General features: G+C 58.3%; 16 protein-coding genes. 6 read left to right on the plus strand and 10 right to left on the minus strand.

What is annotated here, in order from left to right; genetic code table 11:
* Positions 1-10 precede the first annotated feature (10 nt).
* Complete coding sequence (locus tag BUE38_RS15045; RefSeq protein WP_073436057.1) at positions 11-1,252, plus strand: ribonucleotide-diphosphate reductase subunit beta; 1,242 nt, start codon at positions 11-13, stop codon at positions 1,250-1,252.
* A 270-nt stretch (positions 1,253-1,522) separates the two neighbouring features.
* Positions 1,523-1,834 carry a hypothetical protein gene (locus BUE38_RS15050; protein WP_073436058.1) on the plus strand — a complete coding sequence of 104 codons (312 nt, stop codon included), beginning with the start codon at positions 1,523-1,525 and terminating at the stop codon, positions 1,832-1,834.
* A gap of 102 nt (positions 1,835-1,936) precedes the next feature.
* On the opposite strand, the gene BUE38_RS15055 is transcribed toward BUE38_RS15050, so the two are convergent.
* Both BUE38_RS15055 and BUE38_RS23370 read right to left on the minus strand, forming a co-directional pair.
* Entirely contained in the window at positions 1,937-3,196 is a 1,260-nt protein-coding gene (locus tag BUE38_RS15055) for a lactonase family protein (protein WP_073436059.1), read from the minus strand.
* Positions 3,197-3,421: 225 nt separating this feature from the next.
* The gene (locus BUE38_RS23370) at positions 3,422-3,547 is read right to left on the minus strand and encodes a hypothetical protein (RefSeq protein WP_268762459.1); all 126 of its coding nucleotides are present in this window, start codon (positions 3,545-3,547) and stop codon (positions 3,422-3,424) included.
* A gap of 421 nt (positions 3,548-3,968) precedes the next feature.
* Here BUE38_RS23370 and BUE38_RS15060 point away from each other — a divergent pair, with 421 nt between their 5' ends.
* The 4 genes from BUE38_RS15060 to BUE38_RS15075 all read left to right on the plus strand — a co-directional run bounded on the left by BUE38_RS15060 (position 3,969) and on the right by BUE38_RS15075 (position 8,787).
* The gene (locus BUE38_RS15060; protein ID WP_234987028.1) at positions 3,969-4,400 is read left to right on the plus strand and encodes a tripartite tricarboxylate transporter TctB family protein; all 432 of its coding nucleotides are present in this window, start codon (positions 3,969-3,971) and stop codon (positions 4,398-4,400) included.
* A 45-nt stretch (positions 4,401-4,445) separates the two neighbouring features.
* Positions 4,446-5,948 carry a tripartite tricarboxylate transporter permease gene (locus BUE38_RS15065; RefSeq protein WP_073436061.1) on the plus strand — a complete coding sequence of 501 codons (1,503 nt, stop codon included), beginning with the start codon at positions 4,446-4,448 and terminating at the stop codon, positions 5,946-5,948.
* 106 nt (positions 5,949-6,054) lie between these two features.
* Complete coding sequence (locus BUE38_RS15070; RefSeq protein WP_084541971.1) at positions 6,055-7,035, plus strand: Bug family tripartite tricarboxylate transporter substrate binding protein; 981 nt, start codon at positions 6,055-6,057, stop codon at positions 7,033-7,035.
* A gap of 111 nt (positions 7,036-7,146) precedes the next feature.
* A complete protein-coding gene (locus tag BUE38_RS15075) occupies positions 7,147-8,787 on the plus strand; it encodes a thiamine pyrophosphate-dependent enzyme (RefSeq protein ID WP_073436063.1) in 1,641 nt (546 codons plus the stop codon).
* Between the two features lie 92 nt (positions 8,788-8,879).
* On the opposite strand, the gene BUE38_RS15080 is transcribed toward BUE38_RS15075, so the two are convergent.
* The 8 genes from BUE38_RS15080 to BUE38_RS15115 all read right to left on the minus strand — a co-directional run bounded on the left by BUE38_RS15080 (position 8,880) and on the right by BUE38_RS15115 (position 19,621).
* The gene (locus BUE38_RS15080; protein WP_073436064.1) at positions 8,880-10,307 is read right to left on the minus strand and encodes an aldehyde dehydrogenase family protein; all 1,428 of its coding nucleotides are present in this window, start codon (positions 10,305-10,307) and stop codon (positions 8,880-8,882) included.
* Between the two features lie 21 nt (positions 10,308-10,328).
* Positions 10,329-11,387, minus strand: a complete 1,059-nt coding sequence (locus tag BUE38_RS15085) for a threonine aldolase family protein (protein WP_234987030.1) — start codon at positions 11,385-11,387, stop codon at positions 10,329-10,331.
* The gene (locus BUE38_RS15090) at positions 11,384-12,088 is read right to left on the minus strand and encodes a sarcosine oxidase subunit gamma family protein (RefSeq protein WP_159438898.1); all 705 of its coding nucleotides are present in this window, start codon (positions 12,086-12,088) and stop codon (positions 11,384-11,386) included. Before BUE38_RS15090 ends, BUE38_RS15085 begins: the two co-directional genes overlap by 4 nt.
* A complete protein-coding gene (locus tag BUE38_RS15095) occupies positions 12,081-15,149 on the minus strand; it encodes a 2Fe-2S iron-sulfur cluster-binding protein (protein ID WP_073436066.1) in 3,069 nt (1,022 codons plus the stop codon). Before BUE38_RS15095 ends, BUE38_RS15090 begins: the two co-directional genes overlap by 8 nt.
* Entirely contained in the window at positions 15,146-15,415 is a 270-nt protein-coding gene (locus BUE38_RS15100) for a sarcosine oxidase subunit delta (RefSeq protein ID WP_073436067.1), read from the minus strand. The genes BUE38_RS15095 and BUE38_RS15100 overlap by 4 nt, the downstream gene beginning before the upstream one ends.
* Before the next feature lie 70 nt (positions 15,416-15,485).
* Positions 15,486-16,745 (minus strand): sarcosine oxidase subunit beta family protein, encoded by a 1,260-nt coding sequence (locus tag BUE38_RS15105; protein ID WP_073436068.1) that lies wholly within the window; start codon positions 16,743-16,745, stop codon positions 15,486-15,488.
* A gap of 109 nt (positions 16,746-16,854) precedes the next feature.
* Positions 16,855-18,000, minus strand: a complete 1,146-nt coding sequence (locus tag BUE38_RS15110; protein WP_073436069.1) for a M24 family metallopeptidase — start codon at positions 17,998-18,000, stop codon at positions 16,855-16,857.
* Positions 18,001-18,043: 43 nt separating this feature from the next.
* The gene (locus BUE38_RS15115; RefSeq protein ID WP_073436070.1) at positions 18,044-19,621 is read right to left on the minus strand and encodes a BCCT family transporter; all 1,578 of its coding nucleotides are present in this window, start codon (positions 19,619-19,621) and stop codon (positions 18,044-18,046) included.
* Positions 19,622-19,969 lie beyond the last annotated feature (348 nt).

Here is a 19,969-nt window from a genome sequence, read left to right on the forward strand (position 1 = left end):
AGTTATTCGCATGCTGAACTGGGACGAGTTCCACGACGACGAAACCACCACCGCTGAGGTGCCGAGCTCAAAGCCTCAGACTCCTGTCTCCCAGCCCGAACCGCAAGCCGAGCCCGCGGTCAGTGAAAGTGCCGGACAGTACAAGGTCGCTGATGAGGACCGTGTTGCCCGCGCACGCAAGTCGCTCGAAGAGCTTGATGTCGCCGCTGGCCTCGAGGAACTCGAGATGGGGGCCGCCCGCATCGAGGTCGACGACAAGCAGATGATCAACGCTCGCGCCGATCTCAACCAGTTGGTGCCATTCAAGTACGAGTGGGCGTGGCAGAAGTACCTGGATGGCAGTGCCAACCACTGGATGCCCCAGGAAGTGAACATGAACGCCGACATTGCGCTGTGGAAGAGCCAGGACGGCTTGACCGCAGACGAGCGACGTATCGTCGAGCGGTCACTGGGCTACTTCTCCACTGCAGATTCGCTGGTGGCCAACAACCTGGTGCTGGCTCTCTACCGCCTGATCACCAACCCCGAATGCCGTCAGTACCTGCTGCGTCAGGCCTTCGAGGAGGCTATCCATACCCACGCTTACCAGTACTGCGTGGAATCGCTGGCCATGGACGAAGGCGCTGTCTTCAACATGTACCGCGAAGTGCCCTCGGTGGCCGCCAAGTCCGCCTGGAGTCTCAAACACACCCAGTCGCTGGCCCGTGCTGACTTCAACACCGGCACCACCGAGACCGACCAGGAACTGCTGCGCAACCTGGTCGCCTTCTACTGCGTCACCGAAGGCATCTTCTTCTACTGCGGCTTCAGCCAGATTCTCTCCATGGGCCGTCGCAACAAGATGACCGGCGTCGCCGAGCAGTTCCAGTACATCCTGCGCGACGAGTCCATGCACCTGAACTTCGGTGTCGACATGATCAACCAGATCAAGATCGAGAATCCGCACCTGTGGACGCCTGAATTCCAGGACGAGTGCACCCAGATGATTCTCGAAGGCACCGAACTCGAGATCGCCTATGCACGAGACACCATGCCGCGCGGAGTGCTGGGCATGAACGCCGCCATCATGGAAGAGTACCTGCACTTCATCTGTAACCGTCGTCTGGCCCAGATCGGCCTGAAGGAACAGTTCCCTGGCGCGCAGAACCCCTTCCCGTGGATGAGCGAGATCATCGACCTGCGCAAGGAAAAGAACTTCTTCGAGACCCGCGTGACCGAGTATCAGGTTGGCGGCGCACTGAGCTGGGATTGAGTTGCGATGAGCCAGATTTGACACCAGGCCGAGAACGCCGACGTCAGACTGGCTCCGCTTGATACAGCACGGCACTGTCGATCATGTCAGTGCCGTGCCGGCAGCCATCGAGGTGCATGCACCGGTAGAGGTTGACCGCTTGAACCCATAACCGGAAGGAGGTGTCTCATACAACAATTCGGCATCACTGAGTTCAACGTCACCGAGAGATATCTGCAAGGAATGATGACCCGCTAAGGCAACGCTGGAAAACCCGTTTCAGGAGGCCATATGCCAAGCCCCAATCAACGCCTTCAGCACGACACCCGAGCCTGGCAGTCTGCGCTGGATCAGGCTCTCGCCGCCCATGGCGGTGAACACGCCCTCGCTCGCTACGATCATCTCGCACACGCCTTTCCCGCCCCGCAATACGACCCTCGCGACGAACATCACCCCCACCTCAATCTCGATGCCCTGAAACGCTGGGCACTATATCGTGGTTGGCGCGCTCAGCCCGCCCTGGATCGCAGCAATCGAGGCTCCGCCAAGAGCCCACCGATCCGCTTCATCCGCCTGGCCGGGCGTACCGCTACCAGCCACTGAACCGGATCAGGCCGTGCTGTTGCACGGCCTGATCAGTATGTTCCGGGCAAACCAACGCTCGAGTCAGACTGTGGCCAGCCAACAACACCTTTACCAATGACATCACTGATAGTGAGGGATCGTTACCAGACCATAGGAATGTACCTGCGGGCCTCCCGGCCAGGCCCCGACCACTTCGAGATCACCATTATCGTGATTGATCCGGAACACCCATGTCTTGCCGGTATTGCCACTGAGAATATTCACATAGTTACCGTCGGCACTGAGATCCATATCCAGAAAGAACTCGTTGTAGTCTTCCGCCTGGAAGGTGATCTCTTGAGCGAGCTCAAGACTGCCGTCCTGTGGGTCAAGCCGGAAGGTTGAAAGACTCGAGGTGTGCGAATTGGCCGTCCAGGCATATTCGCCATTGCGCGATGTGGTCACCCAGCAAGCCGCCTGCTGACCGCCCCAGATATCGTCACCGGTAATGACATCAGGAGAAATGATCGACAACTGCCCCTGTGCATCGACGTTGTAGGAGGTCATCGACCCGGTCTGGCTTTCGTGCTCCTGCAGGAACGGATACTTCGCCCTGCTTTCCTCGGAGGAAGGGTGGAACTGAAAATCCTGAGTGACATAGCGTGTCTCGGTAACCAGAAAGGTACTGCTGCCATCCTCCCGGGTCACCAGCTTTGTGCCCACGGGTAGGGCAAAGAACCGCTCCTCCGAGGTGGTCGGCGAATCGATACTCGAGACCGGTTGCTCAGACAGTTGTCCATCGCCCTGAACGGCCCAGGAATGGATAACTCCGGTATTGAACTCGGCAACGATGAGATACTTGCCATCCTCGGTGAATTCGATACTCGCAGGCTCTCCTGTCAGCAGTCTCATGGAACCAGGAATCTTCTCCAGTTGGCCTTGGTCACCAAGTCTGTAGCCGACAACGTTGCCGGGCCCCGTACCATCTTCTCGATCCCCGACGCTGGCGATATAGACAAGATCACGCCAGGAGTCGATGCTGTTGGGCTTCTTGCCGCCCGCCGCTACCACACTGGTCAACTGCAATGACAGATCATCCTGCACACGCAGCGACGAGACAGTACCATCCCCGATATTGACCACCAGCAGGTAACGGTTATCCCATGAACGCCATAGACCATAGGATGATATAAGCGGATCGATGCCATTGGCATCTCCTGTACCAGCACCACCGGTACCATACTCCCCCACGGGCGAGAGGCTACCATCGGCATGTTGTCGCCAGGCGACGATGGAGTTCTCATCTTCGTTGTTTGAGGCAATGTAGACCCCACCGGTCACGTCATCGGCAGCAGACGACAACGAAAACACCAACAAGACCATGCCTATCAACCAGCGCATATTCATCCCCCCATGGTCCGAGAGAAGGTGCAGAGCTGTACCCTCGCCGGAAAGTGGTAGTGCTCAGTTGCAGTGCTCTGTCACCCCTGATGCATGGGCATTACACGGCTTAACCAATTTATCACTCTCTGGCCGCCATCAATCCGACCTTGTTTGCCGATTCAGGCATGACGTGCACCACAATTGGCTCCAGCAACCTGACTTATCAACATGGCAATCAAATAGCTAATCCTGATCGATTTGATTTTCGTCCGCACCACACCGGCGCAGATGCGCGGATCTGCTGGTGTGGTGCGGTCTCGCGTCGGCCTGATGGCCGACGGCGGCACCGCCCTCTCCCAAGCGTGACATGAGCTCCCACGAATAGAGATGGTCGAAAAAAGAAGGGTTGACGCCACCTTCCGTGGCTTTCTATAGTCAGACGCACATAATCGATTTTTTTATCAAAAAACGAAATATTGACAAAGTGTCGCCAGGTCACTCTTTCCTGCATTGCAGTACACCAGAGCGATCAACTGCCCCCTCTGCACGCGACTGACAACAACAAAGGTGTTTCGACATGACGCTTATCACACGCCCCCACCTTACCTTCTTCACCAGAGATCGATGCTGCTCTGACCCAACAGACACCAGGGAGTCCCCTATCCGCTGACCATCCAGACTTGCCACCCCTGCCAAGATCACTGCCGCCAGAAGCGCATGCTCGCCAGGCGCAGTACTGGAGAAACATTCCATGCCAACAATAACCAAAGATCGCGCTCTGGCACTTGCCATGCTGATCATGGTGGCCATTCTATACGTCGAGTCGGGCAACATTCGGCCACCGACGAGCTGGCAGACCTATGGTTCAGCGATGTTCCCCCAAATCCTTTTGGGGGTTATCGCCATCCTCTCTGTGTTGATCCTGCTGCGGTCACTTTTCAACAGCAAATCGTCACAAGCTCATGAGCGCCGTACAGCCATGCAGTGGCTGAAAAAGAACGGTGTCGTACTGACTCTGTTTGCTCTGTTTGGCCTCTACGCTCTCGTGCTACCGGTGCTCGGTTATCTCGTCTCCACCATGGCATTCATGGTGGCCTCGTTGGCCCTGCTGCTGGGCGTGGATACCCGAAGGAAGTGGATCATTAATCTTGGCGTCAGCGTGACTCTCGCGTCTCTGATCTACGTGACCTTTCATTTCGGTCTCAATATCTGGCTGCCCTGACCGTCGTAATGCATCTGGAGTAGTACATGTTACCTGGAGAACTACATGGCTGATTTCTTTCTTCATGCGTTCGCCCTGGTCAGCAGCCCTTCTGTGCTCCTGTTGATTCTGATTGGCGTGCTATTCGGCATCATCGGCGGCAGCGTACCCGGGTTTACCGTCACCATGGCGATTCTGGTGGTATTCCCCTTCACCTTTGCCATGGACCCTGTCAGTGGCGTTTCGCTGATGGTCAGTGTCTTTGTTGGTGGGTACTCGGGAGGTATCGTGTCCGGGGTCATGCTCGGCATCCCCGGAACTCCCTCATCGATCACTACCGTCTACGACGGCTATCCCATGGCCCTGCGAGGAGAGCCGGGGCGAGCGCTGGGCATCGGCGTAGCAGCTTCTTTCATCGGCACCGTCATCAGCGTGGCCGTGCTGGTCTTCTTCGGTCCACTGTTGGCTAGTTTCAGCATGAACTTCCGCCCATGGGAAATATCTGCACTGATCATCTTTGCGTTGACGCTGGTCGCAGGACTGTCCAATGGCGCCCTTCTCAAGGGGATGCTGGCTGCAGCATTGGGCCTGCTGATCACGACCGTCGGCTATGATCGCAACAGCAACCTACGCTTCGACTTCGATCTACCGGTGATGAGCTCTGGATTCGAGATCCTCCCGGTAATGATCGGTATCTTCGCCTTCTCCCAACTGATGGATAATATTGAAAAGCTTCGCGAGGAGAAGACCGCTAGACAAGAGGTTATACCCGACATTTCCATTCCTTACGGCCGCATCATTCGTGACATAGCCTCCCAGAAGGTCAACACCGTTCGCTCTTCACTGATCGGTAGCCTGATCGGCGCCCTGCCGGGTACCGGCGGCACCGTGGCCAACTTCATCAGCTATGACCAGGCAAAAAAGTTCTCTCGTCACCCCGAGCGTTTCGGCACAGGGATACCGGGCGGGATTATTGCTTCTGAAGCCTCCAACAGCGCTGTTGCAGGCGGTGCATTTGTTCCAACCCTTGCGCTGGGCATTCCAGGCGATCTGCCGATGGCCATCATGATGGGCGTACTGATCCTGCATGGCATCACGCCCGGGCCGCTGATGTTCGAGCAGAACCCGGTACTGGTCGGGGCGATCTACGCCAGTTTGCTGGTCGGAGCCGTCGTCATGGTGCTGTGCCAACTGCTGCTGGTGCGCTGGTTTGCCCGTATAGCACTCATTCCGCAACAGATTCTGGTGCCTGCGGTACTGATGCTATGCGCCATCGGTGCCTATGCCCTGAACAACAACCTCTTCGATATCTGGGTCCTGTTCGGGTTCGGTATTGTGGGCTACCTGCTATGGAAGGCCGAGGTGCCACTGACTCCACTGATCCTTGGCGTAGTGTTGGGCAACAACCTCGAACAGCAGTTGTTCCGTGCCCTGGACCTGGACGATAGCTGGCTCACCTTCCTGACACGCCCACTCTCGGCAACCTTCCTGGTACTCGCCGTAATATCCGTCATTGTCTCTCTGTACCAGAACCGAAGAATTCAACAAAAAATGGCGATAAATCAGTAGCGCACCCCCCACTACCAAGAGAACCATACGTCACGAACACAGTTCCATTACCTGCTTCTTTCAGACAGCAAGAACATACAAACAACCACAACACAAAAGGTGCTTCATGAGACTCCACAGTTCACTCAAAACCCTTGCGGGTTGCTCTATTGTGCTCTCCACTGCCGTGTTTCCGTTTACCGCCATGGCGGATGACTACCCCAACCAGGATATTCGCCTGATAATTCCGTACGGCGCTGGTGGACCTACCGACGTCATATTTCGTCAGATCGCCCGTGAAGCGGAGAAGGAACTCGGTGTCTCGATCGTACCGGTCAACATGTCCGGGGCAGGAGCGACGCTGGGTTCCAGACATGTAAAGGATGCCGAACCTGATGGATATACAATCCTTGGTGGCCACGACAACATTGCACTTTCAAGGATTGCGGGAATGGTCGATTACTCGTATGACGCCTTTGAACCTGTCGCCCGTGTGACGCAGACCTTCAACATGCCCACCACCTATCCTGACCATCCCGTTCAGGATGCCAGTGAAATCCCTCAGTACATCGAGGATCACCCGGGCGAAGTAAAATTCAGCATGATCCCGACCTCGACGGACCACTTCTTCTGGATGCAGATGTTTGACGCCATGGGGATCGACACCTCTGATGTAAAACTCATCAGCTATCCAGACACAACGGAGCAGATGTCGGCACTGATGGCCAAGGAAGTCGACTTCACCATCACCAACGCCGCATGCTGCTCTTCGTTCTATGAAGATGGCACCTTCCGCCCACTTGGTGTTGCACACTCCGAGCGGCTGAGTGGCAGTGCCCTGGAAAATATCAAGACATTCCACGAAATGGGCGTGGATATGGAATCAGCCACAAGTCGCGGAATTTTTGCCCCCAAGGGAACACCACAGGAACATATCGATATTCTTGCTGATGCGTTCGAAGCAGCGTTGGAGAACGAGGAGCTTCGGACTACCTTGGTCAACGAACTTGGCTCCGAACCGAGCTTCCTCGCAGGACAGGAGTATCGAGACTTTCTGTCCGAGAATGAAGCTAACCTGACCAGGGTTGCCGAAGGTATCGAATTCTAGGTCTACCCACTCGTTGATTGAGACTTTCGAGGAAGCAATGGCGTCCCATCATGACGACAGATCATCAGGGTCGCCTTCCTTCCTCCGCCCCATATGTCATAGGTGGTTTCCATGCGATGTTCCGCTGCTGAGGCACTGATAACGTTCCTCTCTTCCAACGGTATTGATCGAATCTTCTGCGTGCCCGGGGAAAGCTACCTGTCCGCGCTGGATGCCATGTACGAGCATCCAACCGTTGAGGTAATTGCCTGCCGCCACGAAGGTGGCGCGGGATTCATGGCAGTGGCCGACGCACGACTCACGGGGCGCCCGGGGGTACTGTTCACAAGCCGCGGCCCCGGCTCCATGAACGCGGCCATCAGCCTACATGCCGCTCAGCAGGACGGCGTCCCGCTACTTGCCTTCATCGGCCACGTCACTCGTGAAGAACTGGGCCGTGGCGCCTTCCAGGAGGTCGACTATCGACAGACCTTCGGCGATATCGCCAAAGGCGTTTTTGAGGTCCACTCGGGTAACAGAATAATCGACCTTGTCGCTCAAGCATGGAGGCTGGCCACCAATGGTACTCCTGGCCCGGTCGTTGTTGTTCTGCCCGAAGACATGCTGGCCGATGATGTCGAAGTTGACGCTCCTCTACCGCTACCGGTCCCACTGAAGCCCGGCCCTACCATCACCGACTTGAACGCCATCCAGCAACGGCTGAGTGAGGCGAAACGTCCTCTATTGCTGGCGGGAGGCCAGATCAATACCCCTGAGTCAAAGGCAGCTCTACGCCGAGTCGCCGAGTTATGGGGATTGCCCGTACTTGGCACCTTCAAGCAGCAGGAAGTCATGGCCAATGACCATCCCAACTGGGTCGGTCAGGTCGGATTCGTCATGCCTTCTCTCATGGCAGAAAGCCTCGAGCAAGCAGACCTGATTCTTGCGGTGGGAACCCGTCTTGGCGACATCAGCACCCAAGGCTATCGCTTTCCGGCAGCTCCCGTTCCAGCTCAGGATGTCATCCATGTCTACCCCGATACGGACCAGATCGGTCGCAATATCGTACCGCGGATCGGCATTGTGGCAGACAGCGGCACTTTCCTGGCCGAGCTCGGCAAGCTACCCGCCCCGACGGTAACAGATGAACGCCAGACGTGGTTGGACGAGTTGAGCGGCAATTATCACTCGCTGGGCAAGTACTCCCCCAACGCCAACGAGTGTGGCGTCGACCCGGGAGCCGTTGTGACTGCAGTGAATAGAAATGCCAGTCCGGATGCCCTGTTCTGCCTGGATGCCGGCAACTTCGCCACCTGGGTTCACCGCTACCTGACCGTTCATGAGGAGCAACGCCTGCTCGCCAGCGCCTCCGGTGCCATGGGCAGCGGAGTTCCATTTGCTGTCGCCGCCGGCATGCGTCACCCGGAAAGAATGGTCATCGCCTTCCTCGGTGATGGTGGAGCACTGATGACCTGTAATGAACTAGCCACCGCCATACATCATGGCATCAACATCAAGATCATCATCGTGGACAACTCAGTCTACGGCACCATCAAGGGATTCCAGGAGAAGTTGTTCCCGGGGCGACAGGTAGCAACATCGCTGACCAACCCGGATTTCGCCGCGTGGGCAGAGTCGTTTGGTGTACGCGGCTATACCATTGACAACACCGACAGTGTCGAGAGCACTATCGAGTCTGCGCTTGCCGAGGATGGGTCAGCCGTTATTCATGTAAAACAGGATCCTGCGCGGCTCAATGCCTTTAGCGCGTAATCTCATTCAGCGCCTCGCAAGGTAGGTAAGTGGCAAGTGCCAAGTAGTGAGTAGCCAGGGGCAGAGCACCGGCTCTGCCCCGACGTCAGGGCTTACCTCAGTGCTGACGGATCAATATTCACCGAACGGGTATAACTGAAGGCAGCGAGGCCCAACGGCGACAGGGCAATCGACCCATTGCCTGAGCACCGGTGGCCAATCCAGCCGAGTCGGGCATCAACGAAATTGCAGCGGTTGACGTAGACGGTACCGCTGTCACAGGCCGCAATAAAACGCTCCGCTCGTTCACGGGAAGTCGTAAAGATCGAGGCGGTCAGCCCGAAGTCGCTGCGGTCGACTTCACGGATGGCCGCCGCGTCATCCGGCACCGAGACCACCGGCAGCACCGGGCCAAAGGTTTCCTCTCGGAGCACGCGCATATCCGGCGTAGCGTCAGCAATCAGTGTAGGGCTCAGGAACAGCGCCTCACTGTGTGACTCGGTGGTACCACCACAGATGACTCGTGCGCCAGCATTCTCGGCATCGCGGACCATCGCCACCAGCGACTCCACCGCCGCAGGCCCACCAAACAGCGGCCCCATGGTCACTCCCTCCGCCATGGGGTCACCGCAGACTTCCGCTTCCATCACTTTCCGGGCCCGGTCGATAAAGTCCCGATAACGACTTTCATGGACATAGACACGCTTGACGGCACAGCACGACTGACCACTGTTGTGTAGGCGCCCGATCTTCACCGCCCACAGCACGGCATGTTCGAGATCGGCATCCTCGGCAATGTAGGCCGCATCGGAGCTGCCCAACTCCAGCGAACTGGCGATGAAAGGTGACGGCACTTCATTGAACACACGAGCGGCAACACTCTGTTGAATGGTCTGGCCGCCCTTGACCGAGCCGGTAAAGACCACGTGGTTGATGTCACTGTGTTCGATGACCTGCGCCGATACGGCAAAGTCCACGGTGATATTGACCAGTAGGTCATCGATACCATCGAGGCTGCCGAAGGCACGCTCGAAATGCTCACCAACCGAGGGAGTGGTGGTGTGCTTCAGCACCACCGCACTGCCGCTGAGCAATGCGCAGATAACACCATTGATGGCGCAGAACAGCGGGTAGTTCCAGGGCGTAATGACATAGACCACTCCCTTGGCTCGGGACTCGAGCCGACCACTGAAGTCTTCACCGGCGTAGGTTGCCAGCGAATGTGCATCGAGAGCGCCATCCGCCGCAAAGCGACACATGTACTCGGCGCGCTCGATCATGAAGTCGAGTTCGCCACGCGCCTCCTTGATGGGTTTGCCCATCTCCCGAGTTACCCCTTCGGCGATCGTCTCACGGTAAGTTCGGAAGTAGTCCAGGGCCTGCATCAGCACCTGAGAGCGCTGCCCGACCGAGCGACACCGCCACAGACGAGAAGCTTGCTGGGCTCTGTTGATACGTGCATTGACCGCCTCGAAAGTCTCACTCTCTCGGCTGAATACCACTTCATTGGTGAAGGGGTTGCGCTGTTCGATCAGACTCATTTCCGCTCTCCCATTGGTGATTCAGACGGTGCGCTGCTCGAGATCTGCCACGGCCGCGAGAAACCGCTCGATGTCCTCGTGCCGCGTATCGAAACCGGTAATCAGACGGACTTCACTGGTCGCTGCATTCCACAGGTTGAAATAGCTGACCTGCTGCAACGGCTCAACCCAGTCCTCCGGTAAGGTGGCGAAGATCATATTGGCCTCCACCGGGCTATTCAGCTGGACCGACGGATACTGCTGGAGGCTCTCGGCCAGTAGAGCCGCCATGCGATTGGCGTGCTCGGCATTACGTTGCCACAACTGGTTGTCGAAATAGGCCAGGAACTGAGCGGCAAGAAAGCGCTGCTTGGAAACAAGCTGCATGCCCTGCTTGCGGATGAAACCGTATGAATCGGCCAGCGCTGGATTCAGAACCACGATTGCCTCGGCCATCATCAGACCGTTCTTGGTGCCACCGAATGACAGCACATCGATACCCAGTTCAGTGGTCAGCTCACGCAGCGTCAGGCCCAGCGCGACGGCGGCATTGGCCAGTCGAGCCCCATCCATGTGTACCCGTAACCCATGCCGCCGACTCAGATCCACAAGGGCAGCGATCTCCTCGGCCCGATACAGAGTGCCGCGCTCCGTCACCTGCGTCAGGCTGACTACGCCCGGCTGGCTGTGATGGACGATGCCTGCGGTCTTCTGAAGATGTGCCTCGACAGCGGCCAGATCCAGGCGACCATCCGGTGATGGAATGCCGACCAGCTTGCTGCCGATGACATTCTCGGGAGCCCCACACTCATCGACCAGCAGGTGAGCAACATCACTGCACATGATGGACTGATGCGAGGCCAGCATGCCCTTGAGCGCCAGCACATTGGCAGCGGTGCCAGTGGTCACCGCGAAGACTTCAACATGGCCACCGAAGGTCTCGCGAAAGCACTCGTCCATTCGTGCCGTCCAGGGATCATTACCATAGCCGAGACTGTGCCCGTGATTGGCCTCGGCCAGTGCCTCCAGCACCAGAGGATGTACACCCGAGGCATTGTCACTGGCCAGCATGCTCAAGGAACCGTCAGTGCTCTTGTTCATCGCAAACCACCTCGGTCTTCATTGGCAACCTTCTCGGCTGATATCGTTGTAGCCAGCCCCGTCCCCGTCGTGGATGGCTCCAGTTCGAGTCCATGGTTGGCGCCCTCGATGGCATCCTCCAACCACTGCCACACTGATCGTGCCAGACTGCGCTGCACGAACAGCTCGATGTCTGCCTCGGCGCGGCCATACAGTAATATCGCGACACCTCGATATGCCGTTGCCAGTCCCTGGCCCGGAGGCCAGGCATGTATCGACAGTTCCGCACTGATATCGCCCTGCAACAACGCTCGCACAGCACCACCGGACAGCCGCAGACGACACCAACCATGACTCACGTCGGTCACCATCAGACCAGCATCCTGCTGCAGGCGCTCGACCAACGCTGACGACGCTCTTGACTCCAGCACCAGCATGCCGCGCTGCGGCCCGCTTGCCAGCCAGTAACCATGCTGATGCTGATGCTGATGCTGATGCTGATGCAGCTCACCCTCTGACCCATCCAACAGTTCATCCAGCAATTCATCCAATAACGCAGGGGACATCCCCTGCAGCGCCAATATCTGCTGCGGCGCATCGACCTCCATGCCAAGCCCATTCCTGAGGATATTCGAGACTCCCGCCAGTGCTGTCGCCGGGGTTCCTTCAACGACGGTGGAGGGAGCCGGGCCCGGTACTTTCCTGGGTTGCGGATCAGGCACGCAGACGCTCTCCCTTCGGGTCATGGAACACGGTGTCGGTCACTTCGACCTGGACACATTGATCAGTCAACGGAGCAACGGCATACAACGTTGCTCCCTTCTCCACAGGCTCCACCAGCCCCAGCGCAATCGGGTCCTCCTGCATCACGCTATACCCCGGTGAGGTGATCCTCCCCAGACTCCGCTGTGGTTCTCCGCTCCAGGGGCGCAGCAGCAACTGCGCTCCCGCAGGAATAGCCGAGTGCCCATCGCAGGAGCGAAAACCGCTCAGCCTCTGGCGTGACCTATCGGACAGCGCGGGGAGTGCCAGTGAACGCCTCCCCACACAGTCATTCTCACCACGCAACATGCCACCCATGCCGATATCCATGGGCGTCACACGACCATCGATGTCGGCACCCACAATCAGGTGGCCCTTCTCGATGCGTAGATAGTCCATCGCCTCCAGTCCATAAGGCGCGATACCAAGGTCCGCGCCCTGCTCGAGAAGGCGTTGCCACAAGGCCAGGCCATTATCCGCCGGAACGGCAACTTCATAGGCCAGCTCTCCAGAGAAACTGATTCGAAACAGACGCGCGGGCCCGGCATCGAAAGTCGTCTCGCGGTAGGCAAGAAAAGGAAAGGCCTCATTGCTGACATCGTCATCGGGGAAGGTACGTGCCAACACTTCTCGACTGCGAGGGCCGGCCAGCGCGACGACGGCCCACTGCTCGGTCACCGGCTCGATCATCACCTTCAGCTCAGGCCAGACCATCTGCTGGTGGAACTCGAGATGCGCCAGCACTGCACCGGCATTGACGGTGGTGGTGCTGATCAGGAAACGTTGATCGGCAATGCGTACCACGGTGCCATCATCGAAAACCCGCCCATCCTCGCGCAGCATGAGACCGTAGCGCGCTTTGTGCAGCGGGGCCTTGCCGGGATTGTTGAGGTAGATTCGATCAAGAAACTCGGCAACATCAGGCCCCTGCAATTCGATCTTGCCGAGCGTGCTGACATCGGCAATGCCAACACGCTCGCGCACGTTTCGAGCCTCGCGGCACGCAGCCTCATGCAGCGTCTCGGTACCTTCGCCCGCACGACCTGCCGCTGTTTGATGCTGGTTCAGTCGACTTCGATCAGGTTGACGCTCAACTTGTAGGCGCCGCCCATGTAGACACTGCTCTTGTAAACGATAGTACTGGGGGCGTACCCAGAGGCTCGAAGGCATGAACACCGCACCATGCTGCTGATGCCAGTCATGCATTGGCGAATAGCGGGTGGCATCCAGGCGTTCGCCACTCTCACGCCCCGCCAGACTTCCCAGCGGTACCGGTGAGAACGGCGGCCTGAAGGTTGTGGTACCCACCTCTTCGACCGGGCGCGACAACCGTTGCGCCACGATGCTCATGCCATTGATGTTGCTGGTCCGCCCCTGGTCGGTCCCCATGCCCAGGGTGGTATAGCGCTTGACGTGCTCGATGCTGCGATATCCCTCGCGCAGAGCCAGTTCCAGGTCCTTGACCTGGACATCATGCTGGAGATCGACAAAGGTGCTTGCACCCTCGCCTACCTCGTTGCTGCCTACGCCACTGACCAGAGGGCTGGTCTCGGTGCAGGCGAATACCGGACAGGGGATCGCCGGAAGTCGGACAGCACTCTTCGACTCCAGACCTTGCACCGCCCTTATTCCGGCCTCCCGCCCACTGAGAAGAATATCCACCAGCCCGGCAACACCAGCACAAGACCCCGCCGGAGTCAGGTCAGGCAAGGACATGCTTTCGACGGGCACAAAGGCCCCCCAGTCATCACTGAATACCACCCGCTGATTGTCGAGTCCACCCTGGGCCAGCAGATGCAGGGTCGGCGTCCAGCCACCGGACACGCAGAGCAGATCGCAATCGATATGTCTTTCCACTCCAGCCGATTCCAGCGAGATCCGCTTGATGCGCTTGCGCCCATGAACCGCCTTGATGCGTACCCCGGCCAGGCATGAGACTTCCGCCAGCCCATCCATCGGACCAGGTGAATGACTCGGCACCTCTTCTCGCTGGTCAAGAATGGCCACTGGTGTAATGCCCGCCTCGCACAGTGCCTGAGCACAGGCATAACCACTGTCGTTATTGGTCAGAATCACCGGACGCAGCCCCGGCACCACACCATAGCCCCGCAGATAACGACGCACGGCGCCGGACAACATGACACCAGGTACATCGTTGTTCGGGAACATCAAAGGCCGTTCGATGGCTCCCGTTGCCATGATGGTATGGCGAGCATTGACGGCGATCAGTAGCGTTCCCTGCTCATCACGCTGGAGAAGCTGATAACGGTGATGGCGATAACGACCATGAACGGTGGTTCGCCTCAGCAGCCGCACATTGGCCATGGTCTCGAGTCGAGTCACCATGTACTCGACCCAGGCATGGCAGGGCATTCCATCGAGGGTCACGCTGTCATCAAGCAGCAGGCCACCTGGTGTGTCACGCTCATCGGCGATCAACACACGCGCACCTCCATTCGCAGCGGCAAGCGCGGCCATCAAACCTGCAGGACCGGCCCCCACCACCAATACATCACAGAACAGACGGCGCTTGTCGTGGCGACCACCATCAGGATGCGAGGGTGCCCGTCCCAGCCCGGCAGCCCGCCGAATGGCAGTCTCATACCATGGCCACGCCCAGGCAGGGCGCATGAAGGTCTTGTAGTAGAACCCTGCACCCAGCAATGGAGCCACAAGCTGTGCCATGCTGCCGATATCCCAGCGTACCGAAGGCCAGGCATTCTGGCCCCTCGCCTCCAGACCATCATGCAGCAGGACCTCCGTGGCCCGAAGGTTGGGGTGGTGCCGTCCCTTCTCGCCCACTTCAACCAGTGCGTTGGGCTCCTCGACGCCGGCACTGAAGATGCCCCTCGGGCGGTGGTACTTGAAACTGCGCGCCACCACATCCACGCCATTGGCCAACAGCGCTGACGCCAGGGTATCCCCCTGCCAGGCCGAATACTCGACCCCGTCGAAACGAAAGCGAATCGGCTGCCGAACATCAATGGAGTGTCCGTTGCCGATGCGAAACTTCTGGGTCATGACCTTCCCTCCCCACCACGACATACGGGAGATATGAGGTGAGTGCGCGTATCACGTTGGATGATGAACCAGCCTCGACACCCCAGCGCATGGTGCCAGTACTCGAGGTATTGGCCGGCCGGGTTGTCACGATGAAATAGATGCTCGCTCCACTCGCTATCACTCAGCTCCTGCGGATCCGCTGGGCGAGGAAAGCTGGCATCACCCCAGAAGGCAAACTCGGTGTAATCCCGTTCACCGCAGAACGGACAAGGTATGCGTAACATGGACTCTCTCCTGGCCATCCGGATGTCGACTTGTCTCGATGCGCTTCAGGCACCGGCCCCAATGGCAGCGTCAGTGGTACATCCAGGGACGTGGACCATGGCCTTCTTCGCTGACCACGGCTCCCGTGGTAAATCGATCAAGGCCAAACTCCGCTGCCAGCGACGGAGTGGTGTCAGTGGCAATCATCGCCGCCAGCACTTCGCCCGCCGCCGGGGTTGCCTTGAATCCGCCATAACACCAGCCAGCGTTGACGTAGAGGCCGTCAATGGAGGTATGCGACAGAATAGGGCTGCCATCCATCGACATATCCACGACGCCTCCCCAGGTCCGCATCACGCGCAACTGCTCGAAACCGGGAAACAGGCTGAGACAGACCCGAGCGATCTCCTCGAACGTACGGGGATCACCGACGCTGGTCGCGTTGTTGTAGCCGTCGATATCGCCACCGAGGACCAGCTCCCCCTTGTCGGTCTGGCTGATATAGAAGTTGTGCACACCATGCGTCACGATACAGTCGAGCACCGGTTTGACCGGTTCGGTGACGCAAGCCTGCAATAGATGGTTTTCCAGCGGCATGGTCAGACCGACCATGCGTGCCAGATGGCTGGTCCCGCCTGCCGCACAGAGCGCCAGGCGTGGCGTGGCAATGCGCCCGCGACCAGTGTTGACCGACTCAACCCGACCCTCTCGAGTCTCGATGCCGGTGACTTCACAGTTCTGGAAGATATCAACGCCCAGCGCCATGGCCGCCCGCGCGTACCCCCAGGCGACCGCATCATGACGTGCGGTTCCCGCCTCATGCTGAACCATGCCGCCGACAATTGGATGACGTGCCTGTGGATCGGTATCCAGTATCGGTACTCGTCGGCGAATATCCTCCACCGACAACAGTTCCGCCCCGACACCATCGACCATCATGGCGTTGCCGCGCCGGGCCAGATCATCCATCTGCGAGCTGCTGTGCGCGAGGTTGATGATGCCTCTGGGACTGAACATGACGTTGTAGTTGAGCTCCTGGCTGAGCCCTCGCCACAGCTCCAGGGCACGGTTGGTCATCGCTCGTCGTGCCGGGTGAAAGTAGTTGGAGCGGACAATGGTCGTGTTGCGAGCCACGTTGCCCCCACCCAGCCAGCCCTTGTCGACCACCGCGATATTGGTCATGCCGTGCTGGCTGGCCAGGTACCATGCTGCTGCCAGACCATGTCCACCGGCGCCGACAATTACCGCATCGTAGGACGGTTTGAGGGGACGTTCGGGAAGTGCTTCCGGCCAGTGGGCATTACTGCGCCACGCATGTCTTGCCAGAGTGGCGAGAGAATATCGGCTCATGTAAAGACTCCCAGCCGGGGATGATATTGGCGGCACGACCCGAGTGCGTTCTGGCCTGCCGGGTTTCGTTGCAACCTGAAATACGGCCACCCGGATACGGCATGATTGTTCACAGACAAGTCCTGACCGGTGTATGGGTCAGTACATCCCCCCCCTGCTCGGTAACGACGACGGTATTGGAAAGGAAGCAATCGCCGATGTTGGAGCCGAGAATCCACGACAGGATATGAAAGGACATGCCTGCCTCCAGGCGCATATCGCTGTCACTACGCAAACCGATGACCTGGCTGCCACCGGTCCAGGACGGTGGGTAACCGATACCCACCATGTATCCGCAGTGGTGGCGACGATAATCACGAATACCGGACTGCTCCACCGAGGTTTGCCACTGCGCATAGACATCGCGCGCCAGATTGCCGGGACACAGCACATCGACCACCGACTGGAAGGCGTTTTCACAGGCTTCACTGGCGATGAGGGCAGAGTCCGGCGCCTGCCCCAGATGCACCAGGCGTCCCGCCGGCGCGTGATAGCGTCCAACACAGCCCGACATCTCGAGAAACAGGGCGTCGCCATGCTGGAGCCGCTCATTGCTCCAGGTCGTATGCTCCTGATGAATACGGGAGGCAGGGCGAATGAAGGGAGTGAACCCCGGAGGCTCGCCACCGGCCAGTACCATGCGCCGATGCACTTCTGCGGCAACATCCGTTTCACTGGCCCCTACCTGGATCACCTGCATCGCGGCATCAAACATTTCATCGGTGACCCGCGCCGCTGCCCGCATATATTCCAGCTCAAGTGGTGACTTGACGAAACGCAGCTGATCCACCAGTCCGCTGGCATCCAGCGACCGCATGGACGTCAGCTCACCACAGAGGCCCTCGTAAACAGCAACCGGCATGCCACTGGATTGCTTTTCGATACCCACGCCAGGGCCCACGCCAAGTTCCAGCATGACCCCGGCGATACAACGCTCGGCCGGTTCACTGTCGGAAAAACCGACGAACTCCACCTGCAGTTGCTGGTCCTCGATGGTCGCACGCTCCATCTCTCGCGTGACCAGCACGGGGCGCCCCTCCAGAGGGACGACCAGCACGTGGAGAGCGAAGTAGCCCAGGTGGTCGAGACCCGCGAGGTAGAGGATGTTCTCTGGCTTGGATACCAGCAGACAATCCATTCCCCTGTGCTCCATCTCGCTGCGCACGCAACGCAAACGGTCTGCCAACTCCTGCGGCGGGAATACTGTCAATGTCATCCTGCAACCTCACTCATCTCGATGGCCATCACGAACCACCTTCTCATTCTGCAGACCCACTGGATGTCACCCTGGTGGGCGCACCACGGACGTTATATTTCCAGGCTTCGTCCTCATCCATCATCTTCTTCGCCGCGTAGACCGCCGACAGCTGGATGAACACGATGGGCAGGCCGAGCAGACCGGAAGTCACTTCCAGCGGAGCCAGGCCCCCGACCTTCATCAATACCAGCGCGATGACCGAGATGATGAGTGACCACATCAGGCGGATGCTGCCGGACGGATCCTGCTTGTGCATGTCATTGGTGTCGGTGTAGGCGGAGACCGAGAAGGTGGTGGAATCGAGGGTGGTGGCGAAGAAGGTCATGGTCAGGATCGAGAACACCACCAGCGTCAGCAGACCACCGGTCACTGAGCCGACGATCTCGGCAATCGCCGCCATCTGGCCCTTGTCATTGAGGATCTCCATCACCGGAACAGAGCCATCACTGAACACTCCTGCCCCCAGACCACCGAGAATGGCTGTGGCAATCCAGGCCAGTGCCAACGGCGCCAACAGATAGGAGAGCAGCAACTGACGAATGGTGCGACCTTCAGAGATCTTGGCGGCGAAGATACTGTGCAGCAGTGACCAGGTCGCGCCATAAGCCCACCAGAAGATGGTGTAGCGCTGCACATCGAAGGCTCCTTCCACGCCCGGCGGTTCCGGCGTATTGATCACAAAGGCATGGAAGTTACTGGCCAGGCTGGCCAGGGTGTCGAAGAAGAAGCCGAAGATGAAGGTGGTCGGGCCAGCAATGATGATGAACACGCCGAGCATCGCCGCCACGTACATGTTGACCGAACTGAGCACCTTGATACCCTTTTCCAGCCCGAGCATGACACTGGCGGTAAACAGGACGATCCACACCAGGGTCACGCAAAAGGTGAGAGCAAAGCTACTTTCTACACCAAGTATCTTGGCCACGATCGCTGTGACAATCGGTGTTCCCAACCCCAGGAAAGTTGCCGCCCCGGCAACAATGGCAACCAGGAAGAGAATATCGACCACGATGCCGCCGGCCCCATCAACAAAGCGATTGCCGAAGATACAACGGTAGATCTCTGACATGCGCAGAACTGGGGTTCTTCTCACATACAGCAGATAACCGATAGCCGGTGCCCCCATGGAGAAGATGGCAAAGGTCTGGAAGCTCCACAGATACATGCCATAAGCATTACCAAAGGCCAACGCACTTTCGGTCAGCGGCTCAAGCCCCAGCGGTGGTGCCTGAGCGATCGGCGCCCAGGTAATGACCCCGGTACGCATGATGGTCGAGCCAATGCCCATGGCGACGATGATTGACAGATAGGCGCCCCATCCGAAACGCGGTTTGCTGTCCGGTGCGCCCAGCACCACGCTACCGTACTTCGTGCAGATGAAGTACAGGCTGGCGAGGGTCATCAGGATCGAGAACCACACATAGAAATTTCCGCCATAGTCGACGATGACGGCAAAGATGGCGTTGAGGACACCCAGCGACTCCTCCTGCCACACCACCATGGGTATGCAATAGATCACAAGAATCAGTAGCGCGGGCCAGGTTATCCTGTGATTGATCGTCAAGCTTGGCTTGTTCATACGCCAGACCTCCATAAGTTGTTGTTGTCGGAAGCACTGATTGCTGTTGCAGGCCCTGGAGGTCATCAACCTCTTCACCTCAGAACATACTCGTTCACCTCAAGACATACTCCGCCACCGCTGGAGCAGCATCTTGATACAAGTTACGAGCCAGGCAACCTGGCCGGTGCTCCCCTCGCCAGGCAGGCATATCCAGGCCAGACCGATGCCGCAACTCCAACCCATGAGACCTGAGTCACAGGCCATAACATGCCTTTTTAAACTTGGATCCAAGATGGAAGAGCAATACTGGGAGGTCAAGTACGAGAATAAAAAAAGTGCACAGCCAGTGATTGGCTGTGCACTTTT

Origin of the sequence: Halomonas cupida (assembly GCF_900142755.1) — a bacterium.
In the GTDB taxonomy this organism is placed as follows: Bacteria; Pseudomonadota; Gammaproteobacteria; order Pseudomonadales; family Halomonadaceae; genus Halomonas; species Halomonas cupida.

Coding starts and splice junctions, on each gene's coding strand:
- BUE38_RS15115 (WP_073436070.1), bottom strand. CDS start 19,621: ATGAACAAGCCAAGCTTGACGATCAATCACAGGATAACCTGGCCCGCG.
- BUE38_RS15110 (WP_073436069.1), bottom strand. CDS start 18,000: ATGACATTGACAGTATTCCCGCCGCAGGAGTTGGCAGACCGTTTGCGT.
- BUE38_RS15065 (WP_073436061.1), top strand. CDS start 4,446: ATGGCTGATTTCTTTCTTCATGCGTTCGCCCTGGTCAGCAGCCCTTCT.
- BUE38_RS15095 (WP_073436066.1), bottom strand. CDS start 15,149: ATGACCCAGAAGTTTCGCATCGGCAACGGACACTCCATTGATGTTCGG.
- BUE38_RS15080 (WP_073436064.1), bottom strand. CDS start 10,307: ATGAGTCTGATCGAACAGCGCAACCCCTTCACCAATGAAGTGGTATTC.
- BUE38_RS15085 (WP_234987030.1), bottom strand. CDS start 11,387: ATGAACAAGAGCACTGACGGTTCCTTGAGCATGCTGGCCAGTGACAAT.
- BUE38_RS15050 (WP_073436058.1), top strand. CDS start 1,523: ATGCCAAGCCCCAATCAACGCCTTCAGCACGACACCCGAGCCTGGCAG.
- BUE38_RS15060 (WP_234987028.1), top strand. CDS start 3,969: ATGCTGATCATGGTGGCCATTCTATACGTCGAGTCGGGCAACATTCGG.
- BUE38_RS15070 (WP_084541971.1), top strand. CDS start 6,055: ATGAGACTCCACAGTTCACTCAAAACCCTTGCGGGTTGCTCTATTGTG.
- BUE38_RS15105 (WP_073436068.1), bottom strand. CDS start 16,745: ATGAGCCGATATTCTCTCGCCACTCTGGCAAGACATGCGTGGCGCAGT.
- BUE38_RS15075 (WP_073436063.1), top strand. CDS start 7,147: ATGCGATGTTCCGCTGCTGAGGCACTGATAACGTTCCTCTCTTCCAAC.
- BUE38_RS15055 (WP_073436059.1), bottom strand. CDS start 3,196: ATGCGCTGGTTGATAGGCATGGTCTTGTTGGTGTTTTCGTTGTCGTCT.
- BUE38_RS23370 (WP_268762459.1), bottom strand. CDS start 3,547: ATGTCACGCTTGGGAGAGGGCGGTGCCGCCGTCGGCCATCAGGCCGAC.
- BUE38_RS15100 (WP_073436067.1), bottom strand. CDS start 15,415: ATGTTACGCATACCTTGTCCGTTCTGCGGTGAACGGGATTACACCGAG.
- BUE38_RS15045 (WP_073436057.1), top strand. CDS start 11: ATGCTGAACTGGGACGAGTTCCACGACGACGAAACCACCACCGCTGAG.